Below are 13,781 nucleotides of genomic sequence, written 5' to 3'. Positions count from 1 at the left end.
CGTGTAAACGCTTGAATCATATCTCACCGCAACCGAAACCTCGCCGTATTCCCGCTCAACGCCCGGCTCCCCTCACTCAGCATGTCCGCCGCTTCGTTCACCGCGCGCGCGCCCTCCAGCAAGCGCCCCGCTGCCTGATCCACCTGTTGGATATTCCCACTCACCTCGTCCGCTGTCGCCGCCTGTTCCTCTACCGCCGCCGCAATCTGCGCCAAGGTATCGGTCACGTTTTGCACGGCGCTGGCAATTTCCCCCAACCGATTGCCCAACCCTGTCACCGCTTGCGCATCGGTCAGCGCCTGATCGCACGCGGCCGCCATCAAACTGACCGCCTGGCTCACTGTGGCGCGCAGGCTGTCGACGGTGCTGGCGATTTGCGCGGTGGAGGCTTGGGTGCGTTGCGACAGGCTGCGCACTTCATCGGCGACGACCGCGAAGCCGCGACCTTGTTCGCCGGCTCTTGCGGCTTCGATGGCTGCGTTGAGTGCCAGCAGGTTGGTCTGTTCGGCAATACCACGAATGGTGTCGACCACTGATTGGATTTGCTGGCCTTGCTGGCTCACCTGACTCAGTGCGTCGGCGGTGTCGCTCAGGCGCTGGTTGAGTTGTTGGATGCTAGCCGTGGTGCGTTGGCTGTCGTGGCTACTGTCTTCGGCAATGCGCCGGGTCTGCTGGGCGCTGCCGGAGGCTTGCTCGCAGCTTTTGGCGACCCCCAGAGAGGTCGCCGCCAGTTGTGTGGCTGCCGCCGCGATCTGGCTGATTTGGTGTTGCTGATCTTCCACTTCGGTGAGGGTGCTGCCCGACTGCGCGGTGAGTGTCTGCACCGCAGCACCCAATTGCTGCGTTTCGTGATTGACACCCAACAGGCTGGTGCGCAGTTGCACCACGGCAACGTTGAGTGCGGCACTAATAGCAGCCAGTTCATCGCGCCCATCTACGGCGACCTCGACACACAGGTTGCCGTCACGCAGGGATTCGGCCAGTGTGGTGATGCCACTGGCGCTACGGCGAATCGAGGCTTGCAGGCATATGAACAGGTACAGCGCCGCCAACACCAGCAGGCTGAACGTCGCCGCCACCGGAATGAATTGTTTGAGGGAACGGTCGCGGTAGTAATTCAAGCGCGCATCCAGAGCATTCAATGATTGATTGCGCAACGCGCCCAAGGTCCCGAGCATGCCGTCGACACTGCTGTCGAACGTGTCTGTGTCGAGCTTGATCGTGCCGTCGAACACGCCGTCGTCCAGCACTTTGAGTTGGTTATCCAGCAGTTGCGAGCTGCTGTCGTATTGAGTGATCCAGGGTTCCATGCCTGGGTATTGCTTGGCCTTGAGCGAAACCGCGGCCTTGGCCAACTGCTCCCGGGCATCGCCAATCCGACCGCGCAGGTCGCGCATCTGCAAACGACTTTGCAGGCTGAACTGCCCCGAGGCGATGGACGACTGGCCAACGCTGGCCATGCGCCCGATACGCTCGATCAGATCAGGTGCGTGCTGCGTGGCAATTTGCATCATCAGGTAGGTTTCAAGCCAGGGGTCGAGGATCAAACCGGCATCCAGGGTGATCTGTTCACGCACGGCCTGCATCGCACTCCGCGCCGAGGTGAAGCGATCGTAGCCATCCGGCCACCAGCCGACAGTGCGCAAGGACTGGGTGTCCATGCCATCGACCGCGGCCTGGAGCGTCTCGAACCGAGCCAGGGATTGCGCACTGGCGTTCTGAGCTTTGAGCGCGTCGCCCAGGTTTTGCAGGCTCTGCACGATAAGCGGGTGATTGGCATCGACCGCGGCCATTGCCGTCTTGGCCGCAGGTGTGGGTTCACGCAGAATATCGAGCGCTTTCCAGCGCGCTGCCAGGTTGCGCTGAGCGGTCAATTGGTCATCCAACGTATCGAGCGTCAATAGTTGCCGCACGCCGGATTGCTCATTGGCGATCACCGCAAGCTTGGCGCGATAGTCCTGCCCCATCACCCACAGGCTGCCGGCCAACGGCAGCATGAACAGGAAAAACAGAATCTGAAACTTGCGCGCAAAACCAAAACGCCCGAGCAGACGGATACCTGGCGATAAAACACTTTGCATGTCCGACGACTCCCCTGAACAACCTGCACACTTTAACGGTGGCTGAAGCACTGAAATGCTTAGCGGCAAAATGCCATGCCGTTGATTGGAAAGGCCCAAGCAAGAAACGGACCGTGGGTCGGCGACCTTGGAAATACCGGCTGTAGCGCTGTCTCATCAACGCCTTGGTGCGCAAAAATGGGGCAAAAACACTCAGTGGTGAAGGTGGGACTGTAACCGTCAGCGGCTCGGTGGCACACCAAGCCCAGTCGGCGCCGAAGGTCATGGTGCCCAAGGCGAGCGCTGAAACGCGCATACCTGATCGTCCGAGGGCGAGTGCTGTGATAGTGAGCATGATGCTCTTCTTTGGTTTCGCCCCACCACTCGGCATTCTGCCGGGGTGCCTACCAAAAACCACAGCCGCCTTCTGTAGGAGCGAGCTTGCTCGCGAAAAACCTGAGATCGCCTCGGGGGGCCAGATTTCCCGTGTCATCGTTAACGACCTTCGCGAGCAAGCTCGCTCCTACAGAGGGAACACGTTCACAAAAAATCAGGTCGGCTATCAGGCCGCCGTGCGTTTGATTTTGATCTTAGGCGCCCCGAGTGGTGGGGCAAGAGCGTCTTGAGAGCCACCCCAGCGCTCTCCCCAGCGGTGACTCCACAATCGACGCGGTTTTCCAGGTCACCCGTTTTTTCAGCACACTTCGCTCGCCCCCCTCTGGGATGAAGGGTGGTTCTCAAGCCAGCAATTCAGTGATCCAACGGACCTGCTGGGCGATAGCTTGCACCTTCCCCTCAGGCAGCGTCTGCCGCGCCCGGGCGAAATGATTCAGGGTCTTCTGCTTATGGCGCAGCAGACGCTGCCACTTGGCCAGGAACACCGGGCTGCGGCCCTGCATTTGCAGCGGGCCGAAGTACAGTTGCTCGGCGGTGTAGATCACCGGGCCGGTGCGTTCGGCGACGATGATTTCGTAGTCGAAGCGGTTTTCCCGCAGCAGCTCCTCGCAGAGGATGCGGTAGCCGTTTTCCATCAGCCATTGGCGCAATGGCTGCTCGCCGCCGTTGGGTTGCAGGATCAGGCGTTCATGGCCGCTCAGGCGTGCCTTGCCGCTGTCGAGAATGTCGCGGATGGTCTCGCCACCCATGCCGCAGATGCTGATCGCGGTGATCCGGTCTTCCCACTCGATCGCTGCCAGGCCACTGGCCAGGCGCACACTGATGTAGAGCGCCTGGCCATTTTCGCGCACAGTGCGCTCGGCCGCGTGAAACGGCGTCAATGCCACCTCCCCGGCCACCGCCGCCGCAATGGCACCGCGACGCATCAGCGCCACCGGCAGATAGCCGTGATCCGAGCCGATATCGGCTAGCCGCGCACCGCCTGGCACATGCGCCGCTACACGCTCCAGGCGCAGGGACAATGTGTGTTCGTTCAACTGTGCTTCCTCTTCAGCACAAATGTGCCATACCGTTGGCGGCGCATGATGCTGGGTGCGCGCGCCAGGGTAAAGTGCCAGTGTGGGTCAGGTGACTGAAGGTGGGCTGAACCCCGCGGACATTTCGCGACACACAATGATTGCGTTACGCAGGGGAAGTCTTTAACCGCGCAAATCCTGCAGCGCCCCTTCCCCGACTGAATCGATTCAGGCCCCATCACCATTGATTACAGCTTTGCAGCGAACCTTTGTCCGGCAACATCGTCCGAGCTAGCACACCGATGCTTACCGCACCCTGCGAGGTTTCCGTTTGAAAGCTGCCATCCTCAAAAAGTACCGTTTGATTATCAAGACCATGGGCTATGTCGGTTGGGCGCTGTTCTGGTTGCTGCTCTGGGACATTGCGGTCACCGTGGACTTCATGCTGTTCCTCAACACCAAGATCAACCTGCCACTGATGCCTCTGACGTTGCTGGGTTCTGCGCTGGTGGTGCTAATCAGTTTTCGCAACAGCAGTGCTTATAACCGCTGGTGGGAAGCACGCACGTTGTGGGGCGCGATGGTCAATAACTCGCGCAGTTTTGCCCGCCAGGTACTGACGCTGCTGGATGACCCGGATCAGGAGGTCAACCCGATCAAATCGACGCTGCTGCGTCGTCATGTGGCGTATGTGAATTGCCTCGCGGCGCACCTCAGGGGCGAGCCGTGTCCGGTGGAAGTACAGGCGTTCATTCCCGGTAACGAATTCGCCCGCAGCGGCACCACCAATAACTTTGCCAACGATATCCTCACCGGCTCCGCCGCGCTGTTGGCCAGGGAGTACAAGGCCGGGCGCCTGGACAGCATTCGACTGGCGCGGCTGGAATCGACCCTGGTCGACCTGTCCAACAGCCAGGGCGGTATGGAGCGAATCGCCAACACACCGCTGCCCTACCCTTATGTGTATTTCCCACGGCTGTTTATCTCGCTGTTCTGCCTGATCGTGCCGGTGGGACTCGTGGAGTCCCTGGGCTGGTTCACCCCGCTGGCATCGACGGTGGTGGGCTTCATGCTGTTGGCCATCGAGCGCATCGGCACCGACCTGCAAAGCCCATTCCGCTCAAGCGAACACCAGATCCAGATGGAAACCATCTGCGAAACCATCGAGCGCAACCTGCAGTCGATGCAGCGTGACTCGTTGGGTATCGAACGTATGAGTTAACAACGATCAGCGACACCAAGCCCGCCGTTGTTCAATGGGCGACGACGGGTTTGTCCATCGTGCGTTTTCCCGGTTTGAATCCATGGCTGCGCGCCGACCAGGCGATGGCAAACCCGATCACCAGCAACACCAGCATCGCCCACGGGAACGACGCCACACCCCATGTATCCAGCAGCACTCCACCTACCACGCCACTGCCGGCAATTGCACCGTTCCAGGCCACCACGTTGAGCGACAGCGCCACATCCGCACCATCGCCCGCGGCGTCCGCCAAGGCCGTTTGCAGCAAGGTGGCGGCACCGCCGAAGCTCAGCCCCCAGACCGCCACGCCGACGTAGATCACCTGCGGCACCTTGGCCAACAGACCAAATATCAGGCAGGTCGCCGCAAAGGCCGCCAGGCTGACCAGCACCGTCTTGCGCAACAGCGGCTCGACCCGTTTGGCGGTGATCCAGATCCCGGCCAATGCGGCGATGCCAAACACCAGCAGCACCATATCCACTCGCCCCAGCAGTCCGGCAGGCGCGACAAAGGGCGCGATGTAGGTGTAGAGAATGTTGTGTGCCAGCATCCAGGTAATCACCACCGCCAATACCGGGCGCACGCCAGGAGTCGTCAACACCTGGCGTAACGGCAGGCGTTGGTGGGCAGCTTGTCCGGGATAATCCGGCACCTTGAGCAATACCCAGACGATCAACAACAGCGTCATCAGCGAAATGATGCCGAACGCCGTACGCCAACCAACCACCCCGCCCAGCCAAGTGCCGAGCGGCACACCAAGTGACAGCGCAATCGGCGTGCCGACCATGGCCAGCGCCAACGCCTTGCCCTGCTGTTCCGGTGCCACCATGCGCCGGGCATACCCGGCCAACAGGCTCCACGCCAGGCCCGCCGCCATCCCGGCGAAAAAGCGTGCAACCAGTGTGACTGCGTAGTGAGATGACCAGGCGGTGATCGAATTGAACAGCAGGAAACCGACAATGGTCAGCAACAGCACGTTACGTCGGCGCCAGCCTTGCGTCGCAATCGTCAGCGGGATCACCGCCAGCATCGATCCCAGCGCGTAGGCCGTGACCATCTGGCCAGTCAAAGAGGGGGAAATCGCCAGGCCCGCGCTGATCTGCGGCAACAGGCCTGCCGGCAGGGTTTCAGTGATGATGCAGATAAAGCCTGTCATCGCCAGGGCCAGCAAGGCACCGATGGGGAAACGGTCAGGCTCGGCGGCGGCCGAGGCAGAACGGGAAGAATTCACAGTGAGCGTTCCTGAGTTGAGTGGCTGAAGGGCGACTTAAGTATCGATCGGTACAGATGTTGAGGGAGGCACGCTTACGTTGTCAACGACTTATGTATCGAATAGTATTTAAGTCATCACTCAGAGGAACTCGTCATGGCGCAGATGGGCCGCCCCCGCAGCTTCGACCGCGATCAAGCCATCGAACAGGCGTTGCACCTGTTCTGGGAGCATGGTTACGACGCCACGTCGTTGAGCCATTTGAAGGCGAGCTTGGGCGGCGGAATTTCCGCGCCGAGTTTTTATGCGGCCTTCGGTTCCAAGGACGCGCTCTTCCAGGAATGCGTGCAGCGCTACCTGGGTACGTTTGCCCAAGTCACCGAATGCCTGTGGGATGAACAGCTGCCGCCCCGCCAAGCGATTGAAAGCGCCTTGCGCCAGTCGGCACGCATGCAGTGCGAGGAAGGCCACCCCAAGGGCTGCATGGTGGCTTTGGGTGTGATGAGCGCGCCCTCCCCGGAAAATGCGCACGTGAGCGCCGCCCTGACCGCGTCGCGAGCGCGCACGCGTGCCGGAATCGTGGCGTGTGTCGAACGCGGCATAGCCGCCGGGGCGCTCCCCGCCAACGCCGATGCCTTGGCGGTGGTGTTCGACAGTTTCCTGCAGGGTATTTCGATCCTTGCTCGGGATAGCGTGAGGCATGACCTCATTGATGCCGCTATCTCGCACATCATGCTGGCCTGGGATCAGTCGGCGACTGAGAATCCCGGCCATTGAGCACATCAGTCGATCCCACGACCGTCGAAATCAGTCGCAGCATGCCGTTCCGGCAACTGCTCGGCAGGCTCTCCCCACACGCGATTGACGATCCGTCCGCGCTGGACCGCAGGCCGTGCGTCGATGGCGTCGGCCCAGCGCATTACGTTCTTGTAGTCCTGCACCGATAGAAATTCGCCGGCATCGTACAAACGACTTTTCACCAGGCCGCCATACCACGGCCAGATCGCGATATCGGCAATGGTGTACTCATCGCCGGCGATGTATCGATTCTGCGCCAGTTGTCGGTCCAATACATCGAGCTGACGCTTGGCTTCCATCGCGAAACGGTCGATGGCGTACTCGATTTTTGTCGGCGCGTAGGCGTAGAAATGCCCAAACCCGCCGCCCAGGTAGGGCGCGCTGCCCATCTGCCAGAACAGCCACGACAGACACTCAGCCCTGGCCCCAGGCTCCGTCGGCAAGAACGCGCCGAACTTCTCGGCCAGGTACTGCAGAATCGCCCCAGATTCGAAAATCCGGATTGGTTTTGCCCCGCTGCGATCCATCAGCGCCGGTATTTTCGAGTTGGGGTTGACCGCCACAAAGCCGCTGGAGAACTGATCGCCTTCGCCAATTTTGATCAGCCAGGCATCGTATTCCGCGCCGGCGTGCCCAAGGGCCAGCAGCTCTTCCAGCATGATCGTGACCTTCTGGCCATTGGGTGTGGCCAGGGAATACAACTGCAGGGGGTGAGCGCCCACCGGCAAGTCTTTTTCATGGGTCGCGCCCGCGACAGGCCGGTTGATATTGGCGAATTGCCCGCCATTCCCGGTGTTCCAGGTCCAGATCCTTGGCGGAAGATAATCGGTCATGCTTTTTACTCCTGAGGCACTGGGTCATGACGAAGGGAAACGCATAGGACTGTAAACGCCTATAGCACATCTGACCTATATGCCCACCCTGAAAGCCATGCTGAAATAAATTTCTCCAGTTAGTTAGCCAGATCAGGCGGGTGACTTAAACCCCCCTTGATTTAAACGCTCTCTCAAGCGCGGGCTATTCCAACCGCCGGGAACTCGTGAGAAATACGATTAAGGAAGATATGGCATGAACAAAACCTCTATGCTTGCCCCCGCTATGCTGCTTCTGGCAGGTGCACTGGCAGGCTGCTCGACCAATCCCAACGTCTTGCAAATGCACAAGGTCACCGCTGAAGCAATTGGTCTGGCCTCGACGGATGAGCTGACAATGGGCCCGGTCACGAAAGGGAAAGAGGACTTTCTCGGCGGTACGCAGTTGACGTACAAGGCGACTACCGCCAAGGGCCGCGTCTTCAACTGCTCGACGTTCATGACCCCGGGGATTCTGCTGGACCCGCCGACATATTCGCGGCTTACTTGCACCAAATAAACCGCTCTGCCGGATCAGTTGGTGAAATTCAAAGCAAAAAAAAGCCTGCATCTCTGCAGGCTTTTCTTTATCTGGCTCCACGACCTGGACTCGAACCAGGGACCCAATGATTAACAGTCATTTGCTCTACCAACTGAGCTATCGCGGAATACGTCGTATGTTACTGATTAAAAAGGACAAGTCAAGCACTGAGCAGGCTTGGGTGAATTTCCAGGCAGTTGCTTCACTTATCGGGGCGAGCTCCCACAAGCATAGGTACCTACACAATTTTGCCCCAAGCAGATAGAGCTGTCGTGGCGAGCGGGCTGCTTCGCAGCCCAACGCGGGACAAGCCCGCTCGCCACAGGGGATGTTGTCAGTTTCTGAACGTTGTGTAGATACCTATGCCCATAAGTGGAGGTCGATGTCGCTCTGCGGGTGTTAGTTCTTCACCACTTCCTCAAGGGTAAAGCGCCCCATCGGGTTTTGCAGGAAGTTGCTGACGTTCTTGCGTGAAATATTGATATACGGGCTGTAGTACAGATCGATCCAGTTCACGTCCTGCTTGGCCATTTTCTGCAGGTCGACATACATTTGCTCACGCTTGACCGGATCAGCCTCGATCCGCGCCGCAGCGACCAGGTCCTTGACCTTGTCGTTGGTGTAGCGGGTCATGTAGTTCTGGTTGGTATCGTGACCGAGGACGAAAGTGGTCTTCTGGTCCGGGTCGAGAATGTCGTTGGTCCAGTACATCACCGACAGATCGTACTCGCCGTCCACCAGCATCTGCCAGCTTTGGGTCGGATCGACCTTCTGCAGGTTGGCGGTCACCCCGACCTTCGACAGCTGGTCCTTGATCATCACCGCTATCTGCTCATCCGCCTCGTTGCCGGCGTTGACCACGTAGTTGAGCTTCAAGTCCTTGGCACCGGCATCGGCCAGCAGCTTCTTGGCCGCAGTTGGGTCATAAGGACGCTGCAGATTGTCGGCATAGTGAAACAGTGAGCCTTTCGGAATGTAGGAATACGCCACTTCGCCCTGACCGAAGGTGGCAGTTTTCACCAACGACTTCTTATCGATTGCCATATCCAGCGCCTGACGCACTTCAGGCTTGGCCAGTAATCCGTGGGAATGGTTGATCAACAGGTGATCTTCACGGGTGGAAGGGTCGGAGTGAATCACCACGTTCTGGTCTTTTTTCAGCTCCTCGACGCGGGAGAACGGTACGAAGATCGCCGTATCCAGTTCGTTGTTCTGGACCATGCGCATACGGGTGTTGTCATCGGTTACGGAAACCCATTCCACCCCGTCCAGGCTTACGCTCTTGGCCTGCCAGAAGTTGGGGTTTTTCTGCAGGATCACCCGATCGCCCTTGAGCCACTCGTCAACCGTGAACGCACCGGACGTCACCGGATTCTCGGAGTAGGCATCTTCGCCCATCTTCTCCATGGCTTTTTGCGACAGGATCGACACGGTCGGTGACGCCACTTGCGAAAGGAACGGCACCGATGGGGTTTTCAACGTAACCACCAAGGTCTGCGGATCGGCTGCCTTGGCGGTATCGATCAGCTTGAACGAGTCACTCCACAACGACGCCTTGTTGTCGCGAATGCGCAACAGGCTGAATACCGCATCGTGCGCCGTGATCGGCGAGCCATCGGAGAACTTGGCCGCACGCAGTTTGAAGGTGTAGGTCAGGCCGTCCTTGGAGACCTCCCAACTTTCAGCCAGGCCCGGCACGAGCTTGGTGCCCAGGTTATCCACGCGCACCAGGGTGTCGTAGACGTTGGCGAACACCCAGGTATCGCGGTTTTGCGCGCTTTTGATCGGATCGAACGTCGTGCTGTCTTCACGGCAACCGATGGTCAGCACGCCAGCAGCCTGAGCCAAACCAGCGGTCAACGACCACGCGGTGAGCGTGGCGGCGGCGAGCAACTTCAAGTGGCGGGATTGCATGTCATAACTCCTTGTTAATGAATGGCGATTGTTCAAGCACACAACTGTAACGGTGATCTTGCAGAAAATGGGTCGGCGGTAATTGCTCGCTACATGTCTCACGAGCGTGCCGGCATCTCGGATGGAAGGCGCAACCTGTCGGCAAATTCAGCGGGCTCGGCGGTTCGCCGGGCAAGGGTTCGCCAGACAACGGCCGGTGCGGATCAATTTCCGGGATTGCCTGGATCAGCGCGGCGGTATACGGATGACGCGGCGCCGTGAAGACCGCTTCCACCGGCCCCTCCTCGACAATCTTGCCCAGGTACATCACCGCCACCCGATCACACAAGCGCCGGACGATGGCCAGGTCATGGGCGATAAACAGAATCGCCAGGTTCATCCGCGCTTGCAGCGCCAGCAGCAGGTTAATGATCTGGCCCTGAATCGACACATCCAGGGCTGCCACACATTCATCGGCGATGATCAGTCGCGGCTCCACCGCCAACGCCCGGGCGATGCCCACCCGCTGACACTGGCCACCGCTCAGAGAGCCCGGCTTACGCCCGGCCAATTCCGGACGCAGGCCGACCAGCTCGAGCAATTCATGCACCCGCTGCGGTATCTGTTGCGGCGCCACCTTGCGCTGCACCTGCAACACTTCGGCAAGGGTCTGACCGATGCTCAAGCGTGGGTTCAGGGCGGCATAGGGATCCTGGAAAATCATCGCCGTCTCGTGTCGCAAGCGGGCGATATCGATCGGGCCGCCGTGGGCCATATCAACACCCTCGAACAACACCTGCCCGGCACTGATGGGATTGAGGTGCAAAATCGCCCGACCCAGCGTGCTTTTACCGCTGCCCGACTCGCCTACCAGGCCCAGGGTTTGCCCGGCGGCCAGGGTCAGGGAGACGCCATTGACCGCCCTTACCCATTGTTTATTGAGCCCGAACATACCGCTGCCGGCAGCCGCAAAACGCACCTCGAGGTCCTTTACCTGCAACAAGGTCATCGACGGTCTCCCAGTGGATAGTGGCAGGCCACGCGTGGACCGGCGCCAGTCAGTTCCGGCAATTGCGCGGTGCACAACGCACCGAGATGGGGGCAACGCGGGTTGAAACGGCAGCCGTCGGGTAACGCATCAAGCAACGGCGGCTGCCCGGCGATGGTGCGCAGCAACGCATGACCGCTGCTGGTGGCGGGCTGACAGTCGATCAGTCCGGCCGTATACGGATGCTGGGGATGGGCCAGCAGCTCGTACTTGCTGCCGTGTTCACAGAGTCGCCCGGCGTACATCACCGCAATCGAATCACAGGTCTGCGCCACCACGCCGAGATCGTGGGTGATCATGATGATCGACAGGCCCCGACGATCGCGCAAATCAAGGAGCAGGCGCAGGATTTGCGCCTGCACCGTGACGTCCAGCGCGGTGGTCGGCTCATCGGCGATCAGCACCTGGGGGTTGCAACCGAGGGCCACGGCGATCATCGCTCGCTGGCGCATGCCGCCGGAAAATTCATGGGGATAGTTGTCGACCCGCTGGCCGGGATCGGGAATGCCGACCTGGCGCAGCACTTCGATGGCTTGCAGGCGCGCGTCACGCTTCGAGGCTCCCTGATGCAGCCGAATGCCCTCGGCGATCTGCTCGCCAATGCGCATCAACGGATCGAGGTGGCTGCTGGGGTTCTGGAAAATCATCCCCAGTCGCCCGCCACGCACCTTGCGCATACCGGCGTCATCCAGGGTCAGCAGGTCCTGCCCGGCAAGACGCACTGCGTTGCCGTGCACGCGCAGGTTGGGTGATGGGAGCAGCCGCATCAATCCCCGACACGCCATGGTCTTGCCCGAACCGCTCTCTCCCACCAGCCCGAGGATTTCCCCTTCAGCCAGGTCAAAGGACACGCGGTCCACCAAGGTCACATCGTGGCCAGCGTTTTGGGCAATGACGCTCAACTCGCGCACCTGTAACAGACTCATGAGCGATCCCCCAGCACATGCGCGACACCGTCGGCCAGCAGACTGAAGCCCATGGCCAGGGTGACGATGGCCAAGCCGGGAAAGGTGCAGATCCACCAGGCAGTGGTGATGAAGGCCTGGCCTTCGGCAACCATCGTTCCCCATTCGGCCGTCGGTGGTTGCACGCCCAGGCCCAGGTAACTGACTGCGGCGCCGTTGAGCAACACCAGTACCGCGTCGGACATGGAAAACACAATCGAACCGAACAAAGCATTGGGCAGCAAATGCCGAAACAGAATGCGTACGTGGCCAAACCCAAGGCTTTTGGCCGCCAGCGCAAAGTCGCTTTCCTTGAGCACCAGGATCTGCGAGCGAATCAACCGTGCGTAAGACACCCAGCCCACCAGCGCCATGGCGATATAAAAGCTCTTCAGACCCGGCCCGAGGATGGCCATGATCGCGAGCATCAGCACCAGAAACGGAAAGGCCAGGATCACGTCGATCACACGCATGCAGAAACTGTCGAAACGCCCGCCAATATAGCCGGACACCGCGCCCACCACGGTGCCGATCACAAATGGAAAAATCACCCCGAGGATGGCCAGTTGCAGATCGATTCGCGCGCCCCAGATCACCCTGGACAGAATGTCGCGCCCGTAATTGTCGGTGCCGAATGGATGGGCAAGGCTGGGGGCAGTCAAACTGATGTCGGGGTTTTGCGCGATAGGATCAAAGGGCGCGATCCACGGCGCAAACAACGCCAGAACCAACCAGGCCAACAGGATCGCCAGCCCCCAGGCGGCGGTCAACCGGCCGTTGCGAAAACCGAAACGCAGGCGCAAACGCCAGGCGGGGATCAGCGGTCGACTGCTCATTGCATTTTTACCCGTGGGTCGAGCGCCACTGTCACCACATCAGCGATAAAGTTGACCGCCACCGTGGCGCAGGCCAGCACCATGGCCACGCCCTGCACCACCATGTAATCACGGGTGAAGATCCCGCGCACCAGCAATTGGCCGATGCCGGGGATGGCGAACAGGCTTTCGATCACCACTGTCCCGCTGATCAACCAGCCGATGTTGACGGCCAACAGATTGACCGCCGGCACCAGGGAATTGGGTAATACGTGACGCCGAAACACCTCGCGCTCCGACAGCCCACGCGCCCGGGCGGCGGTGACATGATCGGCCTGCAACTCCATCAACATGCTCGCCCGCAAGTTGCGCACCAATACCGCCGACAGCGCCAATGCGATGGTCAGGCAGGGCAACACCATGTGATGGACCTTGTCCAGCCAGGTGCGACCGTAACCCGACACCGGGAACCAGCCCCATTGCACACTGAGCAACAGGATCAGCATCAACCCCAGCCAAAACGCCGGCATGCCCAGGCCGACGGTGGTGAACAGGCGAATCAGGTTATCCGGCCAAGCGCCTTTATTGCGCGCCGCCAGGGTGGCGAGCGGGATAGCAATCAACAGCGCCAGCAAAACACTGCCCAGCACCAGAAACAGGGTTGGTTCGATGCGGGTGGTGATCAGTTTCAGGGCGTCGACTCTGTACAGCAACGACTGGCCCAGATCGCCATTCAGTAAGTTCTTCAGGAAGTAGAAATACTGTTGCCACAAGGGTTGATCGAGGCCGTACTGGGCGCGGATTTTCAGCAGCGCGTCCGGGGTGCTGCGCGAGCCGAGCAAGGCTCGCGCCGGATCGCCGGGGATCGAGCGTACCAACACAAAGGTAATCAGGCTGATACCCAACAACACCGGCAGCAACTGCAGCGGCCGGGTCAGTACAAAGCGGTAACGCGCCAGGTTCATC

At 60.1% G+C, this 13,781-nt stretch carries 12 protein-coding genes and 1 tRNA gene; 3 read left to right on the top strand and 10 right to left on the bottom strand.

All coding sequences use genetic code 11. The features are described 5' to 3' along the window. Positions 1-23 precede the first annotated feature (23 nt). Entirely contained in the window at positions 24-2,081 is a 2,058-nt protein-coding gene (locus BLU75_RS05270) for a methyl-accepting chemotaxis protein (RefSeq protein WP_084381659.1), read from the bottom strand. A 716-nt stretch (positions 2,082-2,797) separates the two neighbouring features. Continuing rightward, a complete protein-coding gene (locus BLU75_RS05265) occupies positions 2,798-3,493 on the bottom strand; it encodes a tRNA (adenine(22)-N(1))-methyltransferase (RefSeq protein WP_172832064.1) in 696 nt (231 codons plus the stop codon). 310 nt (positions 3,494-3,803) lie between these two features. On the opposite strand from BLU75_RS05265, the gene BLU75_RS05260 reads away from it, so the two are divergent. Continuing rightward, on the top strand, positions 3,804-4,694 hold the full coding sequence (locus BLU75_RS05260) for a bestrophin family protein (RefSeq protein WP_084381657.1): 891 nt from the start codon (positions 3,804-3,806) through the stop codon (positions 4,692-4,694). Between the two features lie 31 nt (positions 4,695-4,725). On the opposite strand, the gene BLU75_RS05255 is transcribed toward BLU75_RS05260, so the two are convergent. Beyond that, positions 4,726-5,871: an MFS transporter gene (locus tag BLU75_RS05255; protein WP_090221612.1), complete on the bottom strand. Its 1,146-nt coding sequence runs from the start codon at positions 5,869-5,871 to the stop codon at positions 4,726-4,728. Positions 5,872-6,081: 210 nt separating this feature from the next. On the opposite strand from BLU75_RS05255, the gene BLU75_RS05250 reads away from it, so the two are divergent. Then, positions 6,082-6,702: a TetR/AcrR family transcriptional regulator gene (locus tag BLU75_RS05250; RefSeq protein WP_084381655.1), complete on the top strand. Its 621-nt coding sequence runs from the start codon at positions 6,082-6,084 to the stop codon at positions 6,700-6,702. 5 nt (positions 6,703-6,707) lie between these two features. Here the strand turns inward: BLU75_RS05250 and yghU are convergent, their stop codons facing one another. Continuing rightward, positions 6,708-7,556, bottom strand: a complete 849-nt coding sequence (gene yghU, locus BLU75_RS05245) for a glutathione-dependent disulfide-bond oxidoreductase (RefSeq protein ID WP_084381654.1) — start codon at positions 7,554-7,556, stop codon at positions 6,708-6,710. Positions 7,557-7,791: 235 nt separating this feature from the next. On the opposite strand from yghU, the gene BLU75_RS05240 reads away from it, so the two are divergent. Further along, positions 7,792-8,094 (top strand): hypothetical protein, encoded by a 303-nt coding sequence (locus tag BLU75_RS05240; RefSeq protein WP_084381653.1) that lies wholly within the window; start codon positions 7,792-7,794, stop codon positions 8,092-8,094. 72 nt (positions 8,095-8,166) lie between these two features. Here BLU75_RS05240 and BLU75_RS05235 read toward each other — a convergent pair. The 6 genes from BLU75_RS05235 to BLU75_RS05210 all read right to left on the bottom strand — a co-directional run bounded on the left by BLU75_RS05235 (position 8,167) and on the right by BLU75_RS05210 (position 13,780). After that, a tRNA-Asn gene (locus tag BLU75_RS05235) sits at positions 8,167-8,242 on the bottom strand. A 272-nt stretch (positions 8,243-8,514) separates the two neighbouring features. Then, entirely contained in the window at positions 8,515-10,029 is a 1,515-nt protein-coding gene (locus BLU75_RS05230) for an ABC transporter substrate-binding protein (protein ID WP_084381652.1), read from the bottom strand. Position 10,030: 1 nt separating this feature from the next. After that, entirely contained in the window at positions 10,031-11,017 is a 987-nt protein-coding gene (locus BLU75_RS05225) for an ABC transporter ATP-binding protein (protein WP_084381651.1), read from the bottom strand. Beyond that, on the bottom strand, positions 11,014-11,982 hold the full coding sequence (locus tag BLU75_RS05220; RefSeq protein ID WP_084381650.1) for an ABC transporter ATP-binding protein: 969 nt from the start codon (positions 11,980-11,982) through the stop codon (positions 11,014-11,016). Before BLU75_RS05220 ends, BLU75_RS05225 begins: the two co-directional genes overlap by 4 nt. Next, a complete protein-coding gene (locus BLU75_RS05215; RefSeq protein WP_084381649.1) occupies positions 11,979-12,836 on the bottom strand; it encodes an ABC transporter permease in 858 nt (285 codons plus the stop codon). Before BLU75_RS05215 ends, BLU75_RS05220 begins: the two co-directional genes overlap by 4 nt. Then, on the bottom strand, positions 12,833-13,780 hold the full coding sequence (locus BLU75_RS05210) for an ABC transporter permease (protein ID WP_084381648.1): 948 nt from the start codon (positions 13,778-13,780) through the stop codon (positions 12,833-12,835). The genes BLU75_RS05215 and BLU75_RS05210 overlap by 4 nt, the downstream gene beginning before the upstream one ends. Between the last annotated feature and the right edge of the window lies 1 nt (position 13,781).

This window comes from Pseudomonas mucidolens (assembly GCF_900106045.1).
In the GTDB taxonomy this organism is placed as follows: domain Bacteria; phylum Pseudomonadota; class Gammaproteobacteria; order Pseudomonadales; family Pseudomonadaceae; genus Aquipseudomonas; species Aquipseudomonas mucidolens.
Note: the sequence above shows the minus strand (reverse complement) of the source record. Positions and strands in the feature narration are given on the sequence as shown.

Coding starts and splice junctions, on each gene's coding strand:
- BLU75_RS05270 (WP_084381659.1), bottom strand. CDS start 2,081: ATGCAAAGTGTTTTATCGCCAGGTATCCGTCTGCTCGGGCGTTTTGGT.
- BLU75_RS05255 (WP_090221612.1), bottom strand. CDS start 5,871: ATGACAGGCTTTATCTGCATCATCACTGAAACCCTGCCGGCAGGCCTG.
- BLU75_RS05250 (WP_084381655.1), top strand. CDS start 6,082: ATGGCGCAGATGGGCCGCCCCCGCAGCTTCGACCGCGATCAAGCCATC.
- yghU (WP_084381654.1), bottom strand. CDS start 7,556: ATGACCGATTATCTTCCGCCAAGGATCTGGACCTGGAACACCGGGAAT.
- BLU75_RS05240 (WP_084381653.1), top strand. CDS start 7,792: ATGAACAAAACCTCTATGCTTGCCCCCGCTATGCTGCTTCTGGCAGGT.
- BLU75_RS05230 (WP_084381652.1), bottom strand. CDS start 10,029: ATGCAATCCCGCCACTTGAAGTTGCTCGCCGCCGCCACGCTCACCGCG.
- BLU75_RS05225 (WP_084381651.1), bottom strand. CDS start 11,017: ATGACCTTGTTGCAGGTAAAGGACCTCGAGGTGCGTTTTGCGGCTGCC.
- BLU75_RS05220 (WP_084381650.1), bottom strand. CDS start 11,982: ATGAGTCTGTTACAGGTGCGCGAGTTGAGCGTCATTGCCCAAAACGCT.
- BLU75_RS05215 (WP_084381649.1), bottom strand. CDS start 12,836: ATGAGCAGTCGACCGCTGATCCCCGCCTGGCGTTTGCGCCTGCGTTTC.
- BLU75_RS05210 (WP_084381648.1), bottom strand. CDS start 13,780: ATGAACCTGGCGCGTTACCGCTTTGTACTGACCCGGCCGCTGCAGTTG.